This window comes from Bradyrhizobium sp. (assembly GCF_030646015.1).
Lineage (GTDB): Bacteria > Pseudomonadota > Alphaproteobacteria > Rhizobiales > Xanthobacteraceae > Bradyrhizobium.
Map to the genome: position 1 here is coordinate 1 of NZ_JAUSLT010000073.1, position 20,932 is coordinate 20,932.

The following is a 20,932-nucleotide window of genomic DNA, read 5'->3' on the forward strand; positions in this document are numbered from 1 at the left end:
GCCGACGATCACGGTGAGCAGGCCTTGCCCCCACAACCGCTTCGAGGCCTTCCTGGCGTCGTCCAGCGTCACGGCATCGACGATGGCGTTGCGCTTCTCGATGTAGTCGATCGGCAGCTTGTCGAGCTGGTATTGCAGCAGCGCCGACGCCAGCTTCGAGGAAGTGTCGAGCGCCAGCATCTGCGAGCCCTTGAGATAGGACTTGGCCTCGTCCAGTTCCTGCTGGCTCGGGCCCTCCTCGGCGATGCGGCCAATTTCCTTCTCGATCGCATCGACGGTTTCGCCGGCACGGTCGGCGCGGGTTCCGGTGGTGCCGATGAAGATCGCCGAGCGATCCATCCACAACAGCGATTCATTGACCGAATAGGCCAGACCGCGCTTCTCGCGGACTTCCCGGTAGAGCCGCGACGACAGCCCGCCGCCGCCGAGAATGTGGTTGACGATATAGCCGGCCATGAAATTTGGATCGTTGCGCTTGATGCCGGGGCCGCCGAACATCACCACGGTCTGCGGCACGTCGAGCGGAATGAAGGCGCGCTGCGGAGGCTTGGCGGCCTCGACCTCGGCGACCGGTGTTAGATTCGCCTTGGCCGGCAATCCGCCGAAGGTCTTGTCGAGCAACTGGCCGAGCGTAGCCGGGTCGACATCGCCGACCACGGCAATTCGCAGCGTATCCTTCGCCAGCACGCGGCGGACGTAATCCTTCATGTCGGCGGTATCGATCCTCGGCACGCTTTCCAGCGTGCCGTTGGCCTGGCGGCCATAGGGATGGTCGCCAAAGGCGAGTTGCAGGAACTTGCGGCTGGCCAGCGACGAGGGATTGGAGGTCTCGCGCCGCAGGCCCGAGTTGATCTGGGCGCGAATACGTTCGACATCGGCGCTCTCGAAGCGCGGCGAGGTCACCGCCTTGCGCAGCAGGTCGAAAGCCTCGTCCTTGTTATCCTTGAGCATGCGCAAGCTGCCGCGGAAATAATCCCGCGTCGAGGAGAAGCTGAGCTCGATGGCGCGGCGGTCGAGCCGCTCGTGGAAGGTCTTGGAATCCAGCTCTTCCGAACCCTCGTCGAGCAGGCTGGCGACCATATTGCCGACGCCGGGCTTGTCGGCCGGGTCCTGCGTCGCGCCGCCGCCGAAGGCATATTCCATCGCGATCAGCGGCACGGTGGCGTCCTGCACGAACCAGGCTTCGATGCCTCCCGGCGAAATCAGATGCTGGATTTTGGCAGCGGCGTGCGAAGGCATCGGCGCCAGCGCCAGACAGGCAGCCGCCGCGAAGGCGAGGCGCCGGGTGGACCTGAACGAAGTCACGAAAATGTTCACGAACGCTTCTCCTCGCGTTTCGGCGTGGCATCCTTGATCAGGTAGCCTGTCACCGATCGCTTTTTATCCAGCCATTTTTGCGCGGCGTCGCGGACCTGCTCGGCGGTGACGGCGCGAATGCGGTCCGGCCAGCTTCGGATGTCGTCGATGCTGAGGCCGGAGGTCAGCGCGCCGCCGTACCAGCGTGCCAGTGTCGCCTGATTGTCCTGGGCGTAGATTGCTTCGGCGATCAGCTGGGTCTTGACGCGCTCGAGATCCTCCGACCGTGCCGGGTTCTGCCCGACATCCGCGATCACGCCGTCGATCACCTGCTCGATGTGCGAAAACTCCACGCCTGGCTTCGGCGACACCGAGATCACGAACTGTGTCGCATCGAGCGAGGTGCCCTGGTAGCCGGCGCCGGCGCTGACCGCGAGCTGCTTGTCGATCACCAGCGCGCGATAAAGATAGGAGTTGGAGCCGCTGCCCATCAATTGCGCGAGCACGTCGAGCGCTGGGCTTTCGCCCGCCGCGGCGGTGTTGGCGGAGGGCACCAGATAATAGCGCCGCACGCTGGTTTGTTCGACTCTGGGATCGGACAGCGTCACGGAGCGCGGGGCCGCCGGCACCGGCTCCTGCGGCCGGACGCGGTGGGCGGATATGGCAGGCTGTGCCGGGATGTCGCCATAGGTCCGCTCCACCATCGCGCGGATTTCCCTGGGCTCGACGTCGCCGGCGATCACCAGGATGGCGTTGTTCGGCGCATAGAACCGCTTGTAGAACGCCAGCGCATCCTCGCGGTCGAGCTTCTCGATCTCCTGGCGCCAGCCGATCACGGGGCGGCCGTAGGGATGGTTGAGATACAGCGCCGCCATGATCTGCTCGGTCAGCCGCGCATCCGGGTTGTTGGCGACCCGCATGTTGAATTCCTCGAGCACGACGTCGCGCTCCGGCAGCACGTTTTCGTCCTTCAGGATCAGGCCGGTCATGCGGTCGGCCTCGAATTCCATCATCTTCGCCAGCTGCTCGCGCGGCACGCGCTGGAAATAACCGGTGTAGTCGGTCGAGGTGAAGGCGTTCTCGTTGCCGCCGATCCGAAGCACGGTCTTGGAGAATTCACCGGCCGGATGCCTGGAAGTGCCCTTGAACATCAGATGTTCGAGGAAGTGGGCGAGGCCGGACTTGCCGGGCGTCTCGTCGGCGGAGCCGACCTTGTACCAGATCATGTGCGTGACCACCGGCGTGCGGTGATCCGGGATCACCACGACCTGCAGGCCGTTGGGAAGCGTGAACGTGGCGGGGCGCTCCGACGTCACCGTGGTCTGGGCACGGACGCTGGTTGCGGAAAATGCCAGTGTAAGGAGCAGCGCGGCGGCGAGCGAAACGGCAAAGCGGGGTGTGGGCATCATGACCTGTCTGGCGCGTATTCCGCAAAGCGAGTACCGGGTTTGCGGCAGAATACGTGCAAATGAGAAGCTTGCAGCGCGAACGGAAATGTTCGGGATAACGCCGCGGCACCGTACACCGGGACAATACCGGCGAGCGTCACGAAGCCGAGAGGTTACAATAGATTAAGCCAGCGCCTATTCGCCGTATTTGCCGGCGGCCGGGTTGTATTCCTTGTTCATCGTTTCCTTCGGCCCGGTGCCGTAGGCAAAGTTCGGCGACGGCGTCTGGTATCCGCTCGGCGGTTGCGTCAGCGTTTCCCGGGTCGGCTCACCCTTGAACGGCGCGGTCTCGGTCTTGCTGCCGCCGAACAGGCCGCTGAAGCCGCCCTTGTAGCCGAGCTCCGACGGGCTCAGGAGCACATTGCTGTTGGTAGCGCCGGGCTGGATCGGGTCGCTGGCGCCGTTGCGGGCGGGAGCGGCGGTCTTGCCGGCGGCCAGTTCGGCCGGGGTCAGGATACGGCTGGCCATCGCCGGATCCTTGTTGTCCTTCTTGCGGGCGGCGGCCGCGGCCTTGCGCCGCTGCGCGTCGGGGTCCTTCGGCCAGTTCGGCGCGGGAGCCTCGGCCGCCGCGGAAGCCGGCGGCGGCAAATTGAGCTTGGGGGGCACCACCAGCGGCGACCGCTCGCGGTACTCGATGCCGCGGTTTTCCATGTTGGTGCCGCCGATACCGGCCATGATGCCTTCGATGATCTTCTCTTCGAAGGTCTTGTCGTCCTCGTCGTCGTCAGCGGCGCGGGCAGCACCTGCTGAAATCACGAGACCAATGCCCAGCACGGCGACGGCGAGCTTCAGCCCCCGCCAAGGGGTTCCCCAAGAGATCTGCAACGGGTTTTGCACAATCCGGAAGCTGGCTTCGGTGTCGCGCATCACGCTGTTCCTGTTCAAAATTCTTCCGCCGGGGACGCCGATCTGAGGCGCGCAACTCCGCTCCGGCCCGCAGGGCTCGTATCAGCCGGGATCAGGGCGCTTTTGCGGCGGGTACCCCCAGGAAGGAATCATACAACAGGCCTGTTACCCCGGCAACAATCGCCACGTCGGCAAGGTTAAACACGTACCAATTGTAGGTTTTTCCGCCGATATCGAGGTGGAACAGGGCGAAATCGAGCACCGCGCCATAGGCAAAGCGGTCGATGCCATTGCCGATGGCGCCGCCGATGATCAGGCCGAGGGCCATCGTCGCCAGCAGGGTCTGCGACCGTGCCATCCAGATCGCCAGAACCAGCACCGCCACCGCCTTGATCAGCATCAGGAAGACCTGGACCCACGCGCTGTCGCTCTGGAACCAGCCGAAGCTGATTCCGACATTCCAGGCCAGCACGAGGTCGAAAAACGGCGTAACCCTCACCGCGCCGCGATGGGCGATGTCGAACACGAACAGCAGCCAGAGTTTTGAGACTTGGTCGAGCACCAGCGCTGCGGCGGCGGCGATGATCCCGGAGCGGAGGTGGGGGGTCATGCGACGCCCGTTGCTACGAAACCAGCCGTCGTCCCCGCGAACGCGGGGACCCATACGCCGTGACGATGTGGTTGTAAGAGGTCGTCGATCAACGTCTTGTTTCCATCTCGGACGCCCGGGATTATGGGTCCCCGCGTTCGCGGGGACGACGATAGAGTATTACACACTTACTCCCAGCGCCTTCCATTCCCGCAACGCCCTGGCGTCGCGGGGCGAGACGTCGGGGTATTCGGCATCCTCGCCGACATCGGTGGATATCTTCCACGACCGCGCGCATTTGGTCCCGACGGCCTTCTCGACCACGACGGCGACGCCGGGCACCTCGTTCAGCCGGAATGCACCGGCCGGCGCGTCGTCATTGGTCGCCATCGCATTCGAGGTAATGAATACTTCGGCGAGATCGATGTCGAACAGCGTGTTGAAGATGTTCTGGTCGGAGACGTAGACCAGCGGCGAGGCCTCCAGCGAGGAGCCGATGGTCTTGGCGGCGCGCTCGAGCTCAAGCGCGCCGGTAACGACGCGTCGGACGTCGCGGATGGTCTCCCATTTCGCCGCCAGCGCATCGTCGCGGAATGCCTCGAACTCGGTCGGGAACAGCGTCAGATGCACCGAGGGCTCGGCGTCGGGCCGGTACATCCGCCACGCCTCTTCGGTGGTAAAACTCAGCACCGGCGCCAGCCATTTCAGGATCGAGTCGCAGATGATGTCGATCGTGGTCAGCGCCGCCTTGCGCGCCAGCGACGACGGCGCGTCGCAATACAGCGTGTCCTTGCGGATATCGAAATAGAACGCCGACAGTTCGGTGTTCATGAACGCCGAGAGGCTCGCGACCACGGTCTTGTAGTCGAACTCGGCGTAGGCCTTGCGCACGATGGCGGCCTGGCCGGCGAGCTGATGCAGCATCAGCCGCTCCAGTTCGGGCATGTCGGAGTGCGCGACGGCGTCGCCGGGCGCGAAATGCGCCAGCGTGCCGAGCATCCAGCGGATCGAGTTGCGCAGCTTGCGGTAGGTCTCGATGGTGTTTTTGAGGATTTCCGGGCCGATGCGCTGGTCGTCGGCATAGTCGGTGGCGCAGACCCACAGTCGCAGGATATCGGCGCCGGAGTCCTTCATCACCTTCTGCGGCTCGACGGTGTTGCCGACCGACTTCGACATCTTGCGGCCGTTCTCGTCCAGCGTGAAGCCGTGCGTCAGCACCACGTCGAACGGCGCGCGGCCGCGGGTGCCGCAGCTTTCCAGCAGCGACGACTGGAACCAGCCGCGATGCTGGTCGCTGCCTTCCAGATACATCACGGTATCGGCGCCGCCATCGACCTTGCGGACGATATGGCCGAGTTGAGGAAAATTCTGGCGGTCTTCCAGCACGAAGGCATGGGTCGAGCCGGAGTCGAACCAGACGTCGCAGATGTCGTCGACCTTCTTCCAGTCTTCGCCGGCGCGGGTCCCGAGAAAGCGTTCGCGGGCGCCGTCCATGTACCAGGCATCGGCGCCTTCCTCCATGAAGGCTTCGGCGATGCGCTGATTGACGATTTCGTCCTGCAGGATTTCGGCGGAGCCATCGCTCTTCTCGCGCACGAACACCGCGATCGGCACGCCCCAGGCGCGCTGGCGCGAAATCACCCAGTCGGGCTTTGAGTTGACCATGCCGTTGATGCGATTCTGGCCCGACGGCGGCACCCATTGGGCGACCGAGATGGCGTGTTGCGCGCGGGCGCGCAACGTGTCGCCCGATTTCGCATTTCCGGCATCCGCGATAGGCTTGTCCATCGCGATGAACCATTGCGGGGTATTGCGGAAGATCACCGGCTTCTTCGAGCGCCAGGAATGCGGATACTGATGCTTGAGCCGGCCGCGCGCCAGCAGCATGCCGCGCTCGACCAGCGCCTTGATCACGGCCTCGTTGGCGTCGCCCTTTTCGCCCTTGTCGTTGATGACGCGCTTTCCGGTGAAGCCCGGCGCGTGATCGGTGAAGGCACCGTTCTCATCGACGGTATAGGGGATGATAGTGTTGATGCCACGCTGCTCCAGCTCGCGCGCATTGGCCATCCAGACCTCGAAATCCTCGCGGCCATGGCCGGGCGCGGTATGCACGAAGCCGGTGCCGGTGTCGTCGGTGACGTGGTCGCCGGCGAGCAGCGGCACGACGAATTCGTAGCCGCCGTCGGCGCCTTTCAGCGGATGGGCGCATTCCACCGCATCCAGCGTGTCGGCCGGAACCTCGCGCACCTTCTCGTAGGCCGCGACGCGCGCCTGCTTGAACACGCTTTCCGCCAGCGCATCCGCCAAAATCAGCAGATCGCCGTTTTTGGCCCAGTTATCGCCGGGCGCATCGGTGACCTTGTAGAGGCCGTAGGAAATTTTCGGCGAAAAACTGATGGCGCGGTTGCCGGGCAGCGTCCAGGGCGTGGTGGTCCAGATCACGACGCTGGCAGTGGCCAGCACGCCATGCACCGGCGAGGTGATCGGAAACTTCACCCACACGGTATCGCTGGTGTAGTCCTCGTATTCGATTTCGGCTTCCGCCAGCGCGGTCTTTTCCACCACGCTCCACATCACAGGCTTGGAGCCGCGATAGAGCAGGCCGTTGGCGGCGAACTTCATCAGCTCGCGCGCGATCTGCGCTTCGGCGGCGAAGTCCATCGTGGCGTAGGGGTGGTCCCAGTCGCCGATGATGCCGAGCCGCTTGAATTCCTCGCGCTGCACGTTGAGCCAATGCGTGGCATAGGCGCGGCACTCCTTGCGGAACGCCACCATCGCGGTGGAGTCCTTGAAGTCCGGCTTCTGCTTGCCCTTGGAGCGGTAGTTCTCTTCCTCGATCTTCCATTCGATCGGCAGGCCGTGGCAGTCCCAGCCCGGCACGTAATTGGAATCGAAGCCGAGCATCTGCTGGCTCTTGGTCACCACGTCCTTGAGGATCTTGTTGAGGGAGTGACCGATATGGATGTTGCCGTTGGCGTAGGGCGGCCCATCATGCAGGACGAATTTGGCCCGGCCGGCGGCGCTCTCGCGCAGTCTGCCGTAGAGGCCGATCTCGTTCCAGCGCTTGAGGATCTCCGGCTCGCGCTGCGGCAGGCCGGCGCGCATCGGGAATTCCGTCTGCGGCAGGAACAGGGTCTTGGAATAGTCGGTAACGTCGGACTTTTGCGGCTTCTCGGACATGAATGCTCTGGTTTGGCTCAAGGGGCGCTGAAACGCGATTCATCGCGGATGATGGATAAGGTCCCGGTCTTGCGCCGAGCCTAAGCTCAGGCGGAAGCCGGGCCGCTAATGGGGATGGTGCGCCGCGCAAACATGGGGCTTTCCATAGCAGCCAAGCGGGAAAATCGCAAAGCCCCAGCGTATGCCGGACGGTCAGTCCTCGACCGCCGGACGCGGGTGACGCGGCCGGGCCGGATTGCCGGTAACGGTCTGGCCGGGCTCGACATCCCGGGTGACCACGCTGCCGGCCCCGATCACGGCGCCGTCGCCGACCTGGGCGAGTCGCTCGGTCAGCAGCGTATGCCGTTCCGATACCGGCTTTTCGGTCTTGCTCAACCGACCACTCCCAGCTTCGGAAACGCATCCGGCGCTGCCGCCAGCGCAGCGCGGGCGCGGGCTGAGTCGTCGTCCATCTGGCGCACCAGCGCCTCGATGCCGTCGAACTTCACTTCGTCGCGGATGAAGGCGATGAAGGCGACATCGAGCGACGCGCCATAGAGGTCGCCCTTGAAGTCGAACAGGAACACTTCCAGCAGCGGCGCGCCATTGTCGAAGGTCGGACGGCGGCCAAAACTGGCGACGCCGTCGAGGCGCTCAGTCCCGCGGCCGACCCGCACCGCATAGATGCCGTGCTTGAGCCCGCAATTCTTGTCGAGCCGGATGTTGGCGGTGGGATAGCCGAGATCGCGGCCGCGCTTCTCGCCATGGATCACGGTGCCTGCCACGAACCACGGGCCGCCCAGCATCGCGGTGGCGTCGTCGATCTGCCCCTCCGCGAGCGCCATCCGGATCGCCGAGGAGGACACCGGCCGCTCTTCGATATCGATATGGGCCTGGACGTCGACCTCGATGCCGAGTCGGGGCGCTTCGCTGACCAGCAGGCTCGGCGAGCCCACGCGTCCCTTGCCGAAATGAAAGTCGTAGCCGACCGCGATCCCGCTGATGCCGAGCCGTTCGATCAGGTCATGGTGAATGAAATCCTGCGCCGTGGTCCCGGCGCGGCCCTTGTCGAAGGTCATGACCACCGCGCCGGAAAGCCCGGTCCCGGCCAGCAGTCTCAATTTGCTGGCCTCGTCGGTGAGCCGGAACTGGGGGGTGTTCGGGCTGAAGAAGCTCTTGGGATGCGGCTCGAAGGTCACCGCCAGCGCCGGCCGGTCATGGGCGCGGCCCATCTGCAGGGCAGCCTCAATCACCGCGCGGTGGCCGAGATGGACGCCGTCGAAATTGCCCATCGCCACCACCGCTCCCTTGGGGATGGAGGCTGCGGGCGTGGTGTCGCGAATAACGGTAAAGCCAGGCGTCATTTTGCAGGATTTTTCCGGGCGAGGTCAGCAGGCGCGGGACCGTGACGTGGCAGCCGCGATGAAGTCAAGCCGGGTCGGACCCGCCGTAGAACGGGTGCTTTTGCCATGTTTCCCGCCAAGGTCGGTTAACGGGCTGTTTAAAGGCTGGTGGTACTGGTGGGGGCGGACTGCGGGGCTTCTTGGCCTGGCGCAGGCCGGTGTGGTTTGTAGCGTTGCGGGGGAGTCAAGATGGCGGTTGATTTGTCGATGTCGGTTCTGGTGGTGGATGACTACAACACCATGATCCGGATCATCCGAAATCTCCTGAAGCAGCTTGGCTTCGACAATATCGATGACGCCAGCGACGGCTCGGCGGCGCTGAACAAGATGCGCGTCAAGAAATACGGGCTGGTGATCTCCGACTGGAACATGGAGCCGATGACCGGCTACGACCTGCTCCGGGAAGTTCGCGCCGACCCCAATCTCGCCACCACGCCGTTCATCATGATCACGGCGGAATCCAAGACCGAAAACGTGATCGCCGCCAAGAAGGCCGGCGTCAACAATTACATCGTCAAGCCGTTCAACGCCGCCACGCTGAAGACCAAGATCGAGGCGGTATTTCCGGATATGGCGAGCGCGTAAGGCGCGTCGCAACACCCTCGGGTGTCGTCCCGGCGAACACCGGGACCCATAATCCCGGGCGTCAGTTGTGAAGAAGGCTGCTACCACATCGCGAAAACGAGAGATCACGCGGTATGGGTCCCGGCGTTCGCCGGGACGACGCAAGCAACTCTACGCCCCTACCACCTCAACTCCCGCATCAGCGCCTTCGGCGGGTGGCCGAACAGCTCCTTCACCGAGGCGGGGTCGAGTTGATCGATGCCCTCGAACTCTTCGGAGTGGATGCCGCGGGTCAGGAACAGGCAGTCGATGCCGAAGGCATGCGCGCCGGTCAGGTCGGTCCGCACGGAATCGCCGATCGCCAGCACGCGGTTGAGCTGGATGGCGTGGCTCTGGCGTTCCGCCGCGAGTGCCATGGCGCGCTCATAGATCGGCCGGTGCGGCTTGCCGTAGAAGATCACCTCGCCGCCGAGTTCGCGATAGAGTTCGGCGATCGCGCCGGCGCAGTAGATCAGGCGGTCGCCGCGCTCGACCACGATGTCCGGATTGGCACAGACCAGCGTCAGCTGGCGCTCGCGCGCCTTCAGCATCATGCCGCGATAATCCTCGGCTGATTCGGTTTCGTCGTCGAACAGGCCGGTGCAGACGATGTAATCCGCGGCTTCCAGCGGCGCGAGCATCGGATCGAGGCCGCGATAGATCGAATTGTCGCGCTCGGGGCCGAGCCAGAACATTTTCTTGGTCGAATGGTCGGCGACGAAATGCCGGGTCAGGTCGCCCGAACTGACGATGGCGTCATAGGTCTCGTCGGCGACGCCGAGCTTGCGCAATTGCCGCTGCACCGAATCGGCAGGCCTTGGCGCGTTGGTGATGAGGATCACCGTGCCGCCCTGGGTTCGGAAGTTGTGCAGCGCCTCGCAGGCTTCGGGGAAGGCCACCAGGCCGTTGTGAACCACGCCCCAGATGTCGGAGAGCACGACTTCCACGCCGGGGACGAGGTCGCGAAGCCGCTCGGCAAAGCGCAGTCCGGTCATGGCAGCGACGACCGGTCAGCCCGGCCCAGCGGCGCGCCGCGCCAGCGCGGCGTTGCCGGTCGTCCGCGCCGGGGGCTCGATGGCCGGACCAGGGAGGGGAGCCGTCTTAGGGGGGCCATTGGGTTCCTGCGCGTTGTTCGGAGGCGTCCCGCCGGTAGCAGATGCCCCCTCGGGCCGCAACGGCCGGGGCGGTGCAAACAGAAATCCCTGCCCGAACCGCACGTCGTAATCGAGCAGGTCGACCACGGCGCGTTCGCCTTCGATCCGTTCGGCGATCAGGTCGATGCCGAAGCGGCCGAGCAGATCGGAAAGGTCCGAGGGGTGAATGTCGGAGGTGGAACCCGAGCGCTGGTCGAGCAGCAAGGCGGCGGGGACCTTGATGAAACGGACGCCGCGATCGGCCAGTTCGCGCGGCTCGATCCTGAGATCGGTGACGTGGTCGATCGAGAAACGGTAACCGCGCTGCGCCAGTGCCGCGAGATGTTCGGTTTCGGTCGGGCCGAGGTTGCGAAACGTCGACTGCTTGAATTCGAGCACGAAGGACGGCGCCAGCGCCCGGTTGGCTTCGAGGAAATCGAGGCATTGCGCGAAGGTGGTGGGATTGCCAAGCGTCGCCGCGGCGACGTTGCAGAAGATCCCGACGTCCTTGTTGCGCACCATCAGGCGGCGCAGCACCTGCACGCAGCGCAGCATCACCATGTGATCGATCCGCCCGATCAGCCCGGCGGCTTCGGCGACCCCGATGAAATCCTCGGCGGCGAGAACCTCGTCCTTGTCGTCGCGCAACCGCGTCACCGCCTCGTAGAAGCGCACCTTGCGCTGCGGCAGGGTCACCATCGGCTGCAGATAGATATCGATGCGGTTTTCCTCGACCGCGCCCTTCACGGCGTTGAGGATGTGCGCGTGGCTGCGCGACGGCGTGGCCTCCGTGATCGCAGGTGCTGCTGCGGCAGGCGCTGCCGGGACCGGCACCGCCCTGGCGGGCGCGGGCGCGCTGGCTGTCTCTTCGGCGACATCGGGCAGTTCGCTCGGAGCTTCGCGTTCCGGCGGGCTCGCAGGCTGAGGCGGCGGGGCAGCGGTGCCCGCGGCCAGCATGTCGTCGTGGCTGGCGACCGAGCTCGCGAGCTGCTTGACCAGCACGCCGAGCTCGTTGATCTCGCCGATCACGGTCTGGATGCGGTCGGCGCCGGTCGAATTGGCCGACACCACCCGGCCCTCGACGGCGGCGAGGCGGCGCCCGAATTCGGCAACCTGGCGGGCGAGATCGGCGGTGCCGCGCGACAGATCCGCGATCTGGCCGCCGACATCGGTGCGGTCGCGCAGCCGCATCGACACGGCGTTATAGAGGATCAGGAAGGTCAGCGCGGTGAGCGCCACGATCGCGGATTCCGAACCGCTGATGCCCAGCACCGAATACAGGATAAGGCCGAGCGAGGCCGCAACCAGCACCATGCAGATGGCGATGAAAACCGTGGAAATGCGAATCATGTCGCGCGCAACGCCCTCAAGTCCAGACTGCTCCCGCCCGGTCGAAACGCGAAAGCCGCAGCCATCGGTCGTGTCGTGCGCTCCTCCAGGCGCCGCGAGCTTAGCATCAATGTTGATTCGACGAGCTAGTGTTCTTCTGATTCGGCCGGAACCGCCGGTCCCACCGTGTCCGCCATCACGGCGCCGCGGGCGCCGAGCGGCTTGGGCCGCCCGACCGTCGAATCCTGTGCCGTCTGGTGCTCGATTTCCGAGTTCAGTTCGGCACCGCACAGCACGATGATCGCCGACATCCACATCCACATCATCAGGCCGATGGCGGCGCCGAGCGAGCCGTAGGTGGCATCGTAGTTGCCGAAGTTCGACAGATACCACGACAGCAGCGAGGAGCCGGCGATCCAGAGCAGGGCCGCGGCCAGCGTGCCGACGCTGAGCCATTCCCATCGCGCCGCCCGCCGGCTCGGCCCGAACCGGTAGAGCACGCCGAGCGCCGCCAGCAGCATCGCGAACATCACGGGCCATCGCACCAGGCTGACAATGGTCTTGCTCTCCTGGGCGAGGCCGAGATGATCGAGCGCCAGCGGCAGTGCCACCACCGCGCTCACCATCAGCATCAGCGCCATGATCGCGCCTGTGGTGAAGGCCAGTGACAGCAAGTTCAGCCTGAAAAATCCGCGCTTCTCGCGCTCGCCATAGACCACATTCAACGCCTCGATCACGGCCTTGACGCCGGCGTTGGCGCTCCAGATCGCGAGCCCGAGGCCGAACACGAAGGTCGCGCCGAGCGCGGTATCGCCCTTGGCCAGCACGCGCGCGATCTGGTCCTGCACGATCTGGAACGAGCCCTGCGGCAGCATCACAGCCATCGTCTGCAGATTGGCGCCGATGGTGGAGGCATCCGCGAACAGCCCATAGGATGATACCAGCGCCGTGATGGCCGGAAACACCGCGAGCAGGCCGAAGAACACGACGCCGGCGGCGGTCGCGAGCAGGCGGTCTTCGTCGATCTGCTGCCAGGTACGCCACAGGATATCCTTCCAGGCGGCGAAGGGAATCTGGAAGGGATTGCTGGAAAGCCGGCCGCGTCCAGGCTGCGCGATTTCAGGCGAGAAGCGATGGGCAGGCGCGATTTCCGGTTCGCGAGCCGGCTCCGGCGCGGCGATGGTCTGAAGAAAGCGCTGCGCGGTCAGGACGAAAATCGCCGTAGCCGCGATCAGGAGCAGATTGTCGGCCGCCTCGGAGCGCCGGCCGGCCATCAGGGTGCCGTTCGTCGCGCCTGCTGCCGTCGCACGGCCGCCCAGCCCAACAACGTTGCCGCCAGGAGCAGGCCGGCCTGCATCTTCCTGCTGTCCACGACCAGGCCCGGACGGGATGTCCGCCCTGCGCGGTTCGCGCCGCTCACAGGCGTGGCTGGTTCACGCAGGATTTGCGTCGCGGTATCGGTGGCCGCCTCGACCCGGGCCGGTTTGATCGGATTGGCATTGATGGCGACGCGCAGACGGCTCGCCAGCGACGGGAATTGCGGCGCCGGGCGCTTCAGTCGGCTGGCCGCCGCTCCCGCGCAGATCGCCGCGATCGCCACCAGCAGGCCGCCGGTGGCGCCGAACGCCGGAAATAGCCCGTAATTGATTTCAATCCAGCGAAACAGCGCCGCGGCGCCGACCAGAAGCGCCGCGATCAGGAAAATGCCGGCGGCGGCAAACATCCCGGCCGCAACGGCGTAGGAGGTGGCGGTGCCGGTGGCCTGATTGGTGCGGTCGCGCAAATAAGAGTTTGTGGCCCGTTTGACCTGGTTCAGTTTGAGCGCGAGCCCCGCGCGCAGCAATCCGCTCGAAAGCGCCGGCATGTAGTCGATCCTCCGCCGCAGCGACGCTGATCATCGCTGCGGGGAGTGAACGTGGACGGGTTTTGAAGGTTCCGTAGCTGTTGCGTCGGCGGCGGTCTGCTCCCTCGCCCCGCGCTTGCGGGGAGAGGGTTGGGGTGAGGGGCTCTCTCATCCGCGAGGTCCGGCAAGGAGGAGAGTCCCCCTCACCCGAAATTCGCTGACGCGAATTTCGGCCTCTCCCCGCAAGCGGGGAGAGGCGAAGAAATCTACGCCACCGCGCGGATCACCTTGGCGATCTTGTCGACGATCTCGCCGATCTGGTCCTCGGTGATGATCAAGGGCGGCGTCAGCACCAGCGTGTCGCCGGCGACGCGCATCATCAGGTCGTTGTCATGGAACGCGCTGTTGAGTCCGTCGAAGCCGCGTTTGCCGGGCAGATCGGGTAGGGAACTGAGGTCGACGGCCGCGGTCAGGCCGACGCAGCGGATGTCCACCACATTGGGTTCGTTTTTCAGCGACATCACGGCGTCGGCGAGTTTCGGCTCGAGCATTTTCGCGCGCTCGAACAGCTTTTCCTCGCGGTAGATGTCCAGCGTCGCCAGCGCCGCGGCGCAGGCGATCGGGTGCGCCGAATAGGTGTAGCCGTGAGTCAGTTCGACGACGTGCTCCGGGCCGCTCATGAAGGCGTCGTGAATGGTGTCGCGCACCAGCACGCCGCCCATGGGGGCTGCGCCATTGGTGATGCCTTTTGCAAATGTCAGCATGTCCGGCAGCACGCCGTAACGTTCTGCCGCGAACGCAAAACCGAGTCGGCCGTAGCCGGTGATGACCTCGTCGAAGATCAGCAGAATGCCGTGCTTCTGGGTGATCTCGCGCAGCCGCTTGAGATAGCCCTTCGGCGCCGGCAGCACGCCGGTCGATCCGGCCATCGGCTCGACGATCACGGCGGCGATGGTGTTGGCGCCGTGCAAATTGACCAGCCGCTCCACATCGTCGGCGAAATGCGCGCCATATTCCGGCTCGCCCTTGGTGAAGGCCTGCTTCTCGCGGTCATAGGTGTGGGAAATATGATCGACGCCGGACAACAGCGAGCCGTAGATCTTGCGGTTGCCGACAATGCCGCCGACGGACGTGCCGCCGAAGCCGACGCCGTGATAGCCGCGCTCGCGGCCGATCAGCCGGGTGCGGCCGCCCTGGCCGCTGATCTGGTGATAGGCCAGCGCGATTTTCAGCGCGGTATCGGCGGCTTCAGAACCGGAGTTACAGAAGAACACGTGATCGAGTCCGGCCGGCGCCAGATCGGCAATGCGGCTGGCAAGCTCGAAGGCCTGGGGAATGCCGAACTGGAACGGCGGCGCATAGTCCAGTGCCGCGGACTGCCTGCCGATCGCCTCAGCGATCTGGGGACGGCCGTGGCCGGCATTGCAGCACCACATGCCGGCGGCGCCGTCGATGATCTTGCGGCCGTCGACCGTGAAGTAGTGCATGTCCTTGGCGCCGGCGAGCATCCGCGGGTTCTTCTTGAACGCCCGGTTGGCGGTGAACGGCATCCAGTGCGCGGCGAGATCGTTCGGCACGTTGACGGTGGCGGGGCGTGGGCTCTTATCCAGCATGGGAGGCCTCTTCAAGGTTTTGGGGCATGGGCAGCTACCCGCAAGCTATCAGCTTCGCTGCGCATCGGGAACGCCGATGCAGCGCAATATTTGCGCTCAATCGGGCGGATTGAGGCCGGCTCGCGCGGCACTTGGTCGCTCAAGAACCTGGCCGCTCACAAATCGGCGGCGCCGATCCAGAACACTTCGCCGTCGGAATCCTCGGTTTCGAGCCAGAGCAGCGGCAATTGCGGGTAGGCGGCCTCCAGCGCCGGCCGGCAGCGGCCGATCTCGCACAACAACCCGCCCTGCGGCGTCAAATGCTGCTTGGCCTCGTCGAGGATGCGCCTGACGATATCGAGCCCGTCGGCGCCGCCATCGAACGCGAGTTTCGGCTCGGCGCGGCATTCGCGCGGCAGGTCGGCCATCCCTTGCGCGTCGACATAGGGCGGATTGGAAATGATCAGGTCGTAGCGCCGGCCTTCGAGCGGCCCAAACAAGTCGCCCCGGTGCAGCGTTATGCGGTCCTCAAGGCCGTAATCGGCGACGTTGCGCGCGGCGACGGCAAGCGCGTCCTTGGACAGGTCGACCGCGTCGATCGCAGCATTGGGGAAATTCCGGCTGGCGAGGATGGCGAGACAGCCCGAGCCGGTGCAGAGGTCGAGCACGCTTTCGACATCAGTGGAATCCTCGATCAGCGAACCGCCGGTTTCGTCATCCTCGCCGCCGAAATGCGAGTCCAGCAGCTCGCCGATGAAGGAACGCGGCACGATGGTGCGCTCGTCGACATAGAACGGCAGGCCGCGCATGTAGATCTTGTTGACGAGATAGGCGGCGGGTTTGCGCGACGTGACGCGGCGCGCGATCACGTCGAGGATGGCCTTGGCCTCGTTGGCGGTGACCCGCGCCATCGCGAACGTCTCGAACTGGTCGGGATGCAAATGCAGCGTTTCGCAGACCAGGAAGGCGGCCTCCGCCACCGGATCGGTGGTGCCATGCGCGAACACGAGTCTGGCTTCGATGAAGCGGCTGGTCGCATAGCGCACGAAATCGAGCAGCGTCTTGAGTTCGCCGGATGCGACCCTGGGCAGTTTCATCGCGGCGGGCCGCTTTGCCGCCGGTTTTGCACGCTTCGCCATCAGGATTTGGTCCAGCGCGCGGCGGCGGCGTCGTCGTGGCTGTGGGCGTCGACCCAGCTGGTTCCGGTGGGCTTTTCCTCGCGCTTCCAGAACGGCGCATTGGCCTTCAGATAATCCATCAGGAACTCCGCCGCCTGGAATGCCGCCTGCCGGTGCGCCGAGGCCGCCAGCACCAGCACGATGTTTTCGCCGGGTGTGATGCGGCCGACGCGATGGATCACGGTCACGCCGGTCAGCGGCCAGCGCGACATCGCGGTCTCGGTATGGCGGGCGATTTCGGCCTCCGCCATCCCGGGGTAATGCTCCAGCGTCAGCGCCGCGATCGCCTCATCGCCCTCGCTGCCCCTGCAGATCCCGGAAAACGTCACGATGGCGCCGATATCGGTGCGTCCTTGCGTAAGCGCTGCGATCTCGCGGCCGATGTCGAAATCGGCCTCCTGGATCCGGATTGTCACATGGGCGGCCATTGCGGGGATCAGCCGCCGGTCATCGGCGGGAAAAAGGCAATCTCGCGGGCGCCGGCGATGGCGGTATCGGATTTGACGTGGGCATGGTCGATCGCGGCGCGAATCACCCGTGGGGTCTCGAAGGCATGGGCGTAAGTCTCGCCCTGTCCCGCCAGCCAGGCGATCAGGTCGTCCACCGTGCGAACGCTGGCCGGCGGCTCGACCGTTTCCTCTGATTTGCCGATTCGTTCGCGCACCCAGGCGAAATACTTGACCTTCAACCCTCATCCTCCTTGATGAGATGATGAATGCCGGCGCGGAAATAGTCCCAGCCGGTGTAGATCGTGAAAATCGCCGACACCCACAACAGGACGATGCCGATCAGCGTGGTCGGCGGCAGGATCGCCTCGCCGGCTTCGCCGGCGATCAAAAAGCCGATCGCGACCAGCTGGATGGTGGTTTTCCATTTCGCCAGCTTGGTGACGGGGACGCTGACCCGCAGGGCCGCGAGATATTCGCGCAGGCCCGAGACCAGGATTTCGCGGCACAGGATCACGATGGCCGCCCACAGCGTCCAGCCATGGATGCTGCTATCTGCCGCCAGCATCAGGAGGCAGGATGCTACCAGCAGCTTGTCGGCGATCGGATCCAGCATCCGGCCGAACGCCGAGTGCTGGTCCCAGATTCGCGCATAATAGCCATCGAGATAATCGGTGATGGCCGCGGCGATAAATACCGCCAGTGCCACCCAGCGCAGCCACAACGGGTAGTACATAATGGACTGCAGGAAGACGCAGCCCACCACCACCGGAATCGCGGCGATCCGGCCGTAGGTCAGGATATTCGGCAGGGACATCGAGCTCCTGCCCGAACCCTTTGCGGTGGCGATGTTCATCCGTCTTACCAATACCGCCCAAGCATGAAGGTCAACCGTGCGGCGCAGGTGATCCGTTGCGGGCGACCCCCATGTGACGCGAAACTACCCCGGTTGCGCATGGAAAAACTCGAAAATCTTGCGGGCGCTCTCGGCGCTGACCCCCGGAACCTTGCCGAGATCGGCGATCGAGGCCCGCTCGATCTCCTTCAACGTTCCGAAATGGTGCAGCAAGGCACGTTTCCGTGACGGGCCGATGCCCGGGATTTCCTGCAATCCGGCTTCGCGGATGTCCTTTTTGCGCAGCTTGCGGTGCGAACCGATCACGAAGCGATGCGCCTCGTCGCGCAGCCGCTGGATGAAATACAGCACGGGGTCGCGCGGCTCCAGCTTGATCGCCTCGCGGTCCGGCATGAACAGGGTTTCGCGGCCGGCGTCGCGGTCCGGCCCCTTGGCCACGGCCAGCAGCGTCACCCCGGTCAACTGAAATCCCTCGAAAATCTCCCTGACGGCGTTGAGCTGGCCGCGGCCGCCGTCGATGATGACGAGGTCCGGCCATTGCGGAAACGAATCATCGTCCGCTTTCGGCTTGGCGGCGCCGTCTTCCGCGGGCTTCAACAGCCGCTTGAAACGCCGCTCGAGCACCTCGCGCATCATCGCGTAATCGTCGCCGGGGGTGAGGCCTTCCGACTTGATGTTGAACTTGCGGTACTGGTTCTTGATGAAGCCATCCGGCCCCGCCACGATCATGGCGCCGACCGCGTTGGTGCCCTGGATATGGCTGTTGTCGTAGACCTCGATCCGCTTCGGCGGATGGGCCAAGCCGAGCGTGGTGACCATGCCCTGCAGCAGCCGGCTCTGGGTCGCGGTATCCGCCAGCTTGCGGCCCAGCGCCTCGCGCGCATTGGTCAGCGCGTGCGTGATCATCTCCTTCTTTTCGCCGCGCCGCGGCGTCGTGACTTCCACCTTGAAGCCGGCCTTGATCGACAGCGCATCGGCCAGCAATTCGCATTCCTCGATGGCATGCGACAGCAGGATGAGCTTCGGCGGCGGCTTGTCGTCGTAGAACTGGGCGAGGAACGAGGCCAACACCTCTTCCGGGGTGAAGGTTTTCTCGGCGCGGGGAAAATAGGCGCGATTGCCCCAGTTCTGCCCGGTGCGGAAGAAGAACACCTCGATGCAGGAATAGCCGCCCTCCTGATGGATGGCGAAGACGTCGGCTTCCTCCACGCTGCGCGGATTGATGCCCTGCTGCGACTGGATCGCCGACAGTGCCGCGAGCCGGTCGCGGTAAAGCGCCGCGGTCTCGAATTCGAGTTCGGCGGAAGCCTTTTCCATCTCGCCGGCGAGTTGCTGTTTCACCACGCGGCTGCGGCCGGACAGGAAATCGGTCGCCTCGTGCACCAGTTCGGTATAGCCGGGAAAATCGATTTCCCCGGTGCAGGGGCCCGAACAGCGGCGGATCTGGTAGAGCAGGCAGGGCCGGGTGCGGCTTTCGAAAAACGCGTCGGTGCAGGAGCGCACCAGAAAGGCGCGTTGCAGCGCCGTGATGGTGCGGCCGACCGCACCGGCCGAGGCGAACGGACCGAAATATCGCCCGGGGCGCGACTGCGCGCCGCGATGCTTTAGAATTTGCGGCGCCCAGTGGTCGCCGGTGATGAGAATATAGGGAAACGATTTGTCGTCGCGCAGCTGCACGTTGAAGCGCGGTCGCAGCTGCTTGATCAGATTGGCTTCCAGCAGCAGCGCCTCGGTTTCGGTCGTGGTCGACACGATCTCGACGGTCGCGGTGGCCGCGATCATGCGCAGGATGCGCGCCGGCTGCGGCGCCGAAACCCTTGCATAGGAAGACAGCCGCTTCTTGACGTTTTTCGCCTTGCCGACATAGAGCACGTCGCTGGCCGCATTGAGCATGCGGTAGACCCCGGGCGAGGTCGGGGCATGGCGGACTGCGTGCTCGATCGCGGCATGGCCGGACGCCAACCGGCCTTCCGGCAGTGCTTCGCCTGACTCGTCGGCAATCTCCGGCAGGCCCTCGTCGTCCTCTTCGGAGCCTGAGGTCGCGGGGTCGAACTCCTCCGGCGCCGGGTCCTGCGGCGGCAGATCGGCAGGCGCAGAGGCCGGCCCTACGGCGCTGCGCTCCGTCGGCGGAACCGGAACCTCAGGGGTATCCTCAGAGGTATCCTTGGGGGTCTGGGAAGAATCGTGATCCATCGGCCGAATACTTAAGCGCTGGCCCCGTGCATCGCCAGCGCCGCGACGGCAGCCTCTGCCGACGCCCATCCGCGCGGCGAACCGCAGCGTAACACTTTCTTAAGAATGCTGAGCGGGCGGTAACGGGTCTTAACAACCCTTTAACTTAAAACTCTCGATAAATCTTATCAGAAGAAGAGTGGATTCCGTAACCATGCGGTCTCGCGTTGCGCCCCCAATTCGGGCGCTTCTCGAAGCGGAAGGGGCACGGCAGTTGCGTGGGGAGAGTACGATGAAAAAGCTTGTATCGGGCGCAGTGGCGCTGGCCGCCGTGAGCTGGAATCTGCCGGCGCAGGCCGCCGACATGAACAATTACGGCGCGCGCGCTCCCTATACCGTCAACCAGCCGCTCAACGCCTACAGCTGGGCCGGCCCCTATCTCGGCGCCAATCTCGGCTACGCCTGGGGAAGCGTCCACAACAACCCGGCCAAGCCTTCGGGTTTCGTCGGCGGCGTAACGGCCGGCTACAACTGGCAGACCGGACCATGGGTGTTCGGCGCCGAGGGCGACATCCAGGCGACCGGCGCCAATGATACCTTCGCGCCGTGGAAATTCTCCAATCCGTGGTTCGGCACCGTGCGCGGCCGGGTCGGCTACGCCTTCAACAACATCATGTTCTTCGGTACCGGCGGTCTGGCGTTCGGCGAATTGCGCGGCGAGACCTTCGGGCTGTCGGAAAGCCATACCAGGGCCGGCTGGACCGTGGGCGCCGGCACCGAATTCGGCCTCACCCAGAATTTGAGCGCCAAGATCGAATATCTCTATGTCGATCTCGCCAACTCCAACTTCACCATCACCGGAGCGTCGAACGGTTACCGGTTCGGACTGCTGCGCGCCGGCGTGAACTATCGTTTCTGATACCAAGAAAAGTTCGAACAAGAAAAGATTGACTGCAACCTCCCGGCCGCTTCCCGCGGCCGGGATTTTTTTGTGTGCTCGAAATGGTGCCGGATCGCTTCTCAAGCGGCATCCTCGACT

General features: G+C 64.8%; 18 protein-coding genes and 1 pseudogene. 2 read left to right on the plus strand and 17 right to left on the minus strand.

Annotated elements, in window-relative coordinates; all coding sequences use genetic code 11:
- From Q7T45_RS10840 to Q7T45_RS10870, 7 genes and pseudogenes are all read right to left on the minus strand, one after another.
- Positions 1 to 1,311, minus strand: a 1,311-nt coding sequence (locus Q7T45_RS10840) for a pitrilysin family protein (protein ID WP_304870672.1), incomplete at its 3' end; no start/stop codon positions are given.
- Between the two features lie 2 nt (positions 1,312 to 1,313).
- The gene (locus Q7T45_RS10845; protein ID WP_304870565.1) at positions 1,314 to 2,705 is read right to left on the minus strand and encodes a pitrilysin family protein; all 1,392 of its coding nucleotides are present in this window, start codon (positions 2,703 to 2,705) and stop codon (positions 1,314 to 1,316) included.
- Between the two features lie 174 nt (positions 2,706 to 2,879).
- The gene (locus Q7T45_RS10850; RefSeq protein ID WP_304870567.1) at positions 2,880 to 3,611 is read right to left on the minus strand and encodes a hypothetical protein; all 732 of its coding nucleotides are present in this window, start codon (positions 3,609 to 3,611) and stop codon (positions 2,880 to 2,882) included.
- A gap of 91 nt (positions 3,612 to 3,702) precedes the next feature.
- Positions 3,703 to 4,200, minus strand: coding sequence for a signal peptidase II (gene lspA, locus Q7T45_RS10855; RefSeq protein ID WP_304870569.1), 498 nt, complete (start codon positions 4,198 to 4,200; stop codon positions 3,703 to 3,705).
- 159 nt (positions 4,201 to 4,359) lie between these two features.
- Positions 4,360 to 7,359, minus strand: coding sequence for an isoleucine--tRNA ligase (gene ileS / locus Q7T45_RS10860; RefSeq protein ID WP_304870572.1), 3,000 nt, complete (start codon positions 7,357 to 7,359; stop codon positions 4,360 to 4,362).
- A 192-nt stretch (positions 7,360 to 7,551) separates the two neighbouring features.
- Positions 7,552 to 7,671: pseudogene (locus tag Q7T45_RS10865) on the minus strand (sugar O-acetyltransferase); the annotation flags it as partial.
- Between the two features lie 59 nt (positions 7,672 to 7,730).
- The gene (locus Q7T45_RS10870) at positions 7,731 to 8,702 is read right to left on the minus strand and encodes a bifunctional riboflavin kinase/FAD synthetase (RefSeq protein WP_304870574.1); all 972 of its coding nucleotides are present in this window, start codon (positions 8,700 to 8,702) and stop codon (positions 7,731 to 7,733) included.
- 228 nt (positions 8,703 to 8,930) lie between these two features.
- Between Q7T45_RS10870 and Q7T45_RS10875 the strand changes: the two genes are divergently transcribed.
- On the plus strand, positions 8,931 to 9,326 hold the full coding sequence (locus Q7T45_RS10875; protein WP_304742352.1) for a response regulator: 396 nt from the start codon (positions 8,931 to 8,933) through the stop codon (positions 9,324 to 9,326).
- Positions 9,327 to 9,484: 158 nt separating this feature from the next.
- Here Q7T45_RS10875 and Q7T45_RS10880 read toward each other — a convergent pair whose 3' ends face one another.
- The 10 genes from Q7T45_RS10880 to uvrC form a co-directional block, all read right to left on the minus strand.
- Positions 9,485 to 10,339: a TIGR01459 family HAD-type hydrolase gene (locus tag Q7T45_RS10880; RefSeq protein ID WP_304870576.1), complete on the minus strand. Its 855-nt coding sequence runs from the start codon at positions 10,337 to 10,339 to the stop codon at positions 9,485 to 9,487.
- A gap of 15 nt (positions 10,340 to 10,354) precedes the next feature.
- Positions 10,355 to 11,827 (minus strand): EAL domain-containing protein, encoded by a 1,473-nt coding sequence (locus Q7T45_RS10885; RefSeq protein ID WP_304870578.1) that lies wholly within the window; start codon positions 11,825 to 11,827, stop codon positions 10,355 to 10,357.
- A 125-nt stretch (positions 11,828 to 11,952) separates the two neighbouring features.
- Entirely contained in the window at positions 11,953 to 13,080 is a 1,128-nt protein-coding gene (locus Q7T45_RS10890; RefSeq protein ID WP_304870580.1) for a YihY/virulence factor BrkB family protein, read from the minus strand.
- Entirely contained in the window at positions 13,080 to 13,649 is a 570-nt protein-coding gene (locus Q7T45_RS10895; protein WP_370691255.1) for a phage holin family protein, read from the minus strand. Before Q7T45_RS10895 ends, Q7T45_RS10890 begins: the two co-directional genes overlap by 1 nt.
- Before the next feature lie 266 nt (positions 13,650 to 13,915).
- Positions 13,916 to 15,262: an aspartate aminotransferase family protein gene (locus Q7T45_RS10900; RefSeq protein ID WP_304870582.1), complete on the minus strand. Its 1,347-nt coding sequence runs from the start codon at positions 15,260 to 15,262 to the stop codon at positions 13,916 to 13,918.
- Positions 15,263 to 15,417: 155 nt separating this feature from the next.
- Positions 15,418 to 16,380 carry a 50S ribosomal protein L3 N(5)-glutamine methyltransferase gene (prmB, locus tag Q7T45_RS10905; protein WP_304870584.1) on the minus strand — a complete coding sequence of 321 codons (963 nt, stop codon included), beginning with the start codon at positions 16,378 to 16,380 and terminating at the stop codon, positions 15,418 to 15,420.
- Positions 16,380 to 16,847, minus strand: coding sequence for a molybdenum cofactor biosynthesis protein MoaE (locus tag Q7T45_RS10910; protein WP_304870586.1), 468 nt, complete (start codon positions 16,845 to 16,847; stop codon positions 16,380 to 16,382). The genes prmB and Q7T45_RS10910 overlap by 1 nt, the downstream gene beginning before the upstream one ends.
- An 8-nt stretch (positions 16,848 to 16,855) precedes the next feature.
- Positions 16,856 to 17,107, minus strand: a complete 252-nt coding sequence (moaD, locus tag Q7T45_RS10915) for a molybdopterin converting factor subunit 1 (protein ID WP_304742367.1) — start codon at positions 17,105 to 17,107, stop codon at positions 16,856 to 16,858.
- Positions 17,104 to 17,721: a CDP-diacylglycerol--glycerol-3-phosphate 3-phosphatidyltransferase gene (pgsA, locus tag Q7T45_RS10920; protein WP_304870589.1), complete on the minus strand. Its 618-nt coding sequence runs from the start codon at positions 17,719 to 17,721 to the stop codon at positions 17,104 to 17,106. Before pgsA ends, moaD begins: the two co-directional genes overlap by 4 nt.
- An 84-nt stretch (positions 17,722 to 17,805) precedes the next feature.
- Positions 17,806 to 19,914, minus strand: a complete 2,109-nt coding sequence (gene uvrC, locus Q7T45_RS10925; RefSeq protein ID WP_304870591.1) for an excinuclease ABC subunit UvrC — start codon at positions 19,912 to 19,914, stop codon at positions 17,806 to 17,808.
- Positions 19,915 to 20,185: 271 nt separating this feature from the next.
- Between uvrC and Q7T45_RS10930 the strand changes: the two genes are divergently transcribed.
- Positions 20,186 to 20,812, plus strand: coding sequence for an outer membrane protein (locus tag Q7T45_RS10930; protein WP_304870593.1), 627 nt, complete (start codon positions 20,186 to 20,188; stop codon positions 20,810 to 20,812).
- Positions 20,813 to 20,932: the final 120 nt, after the last annotated feature.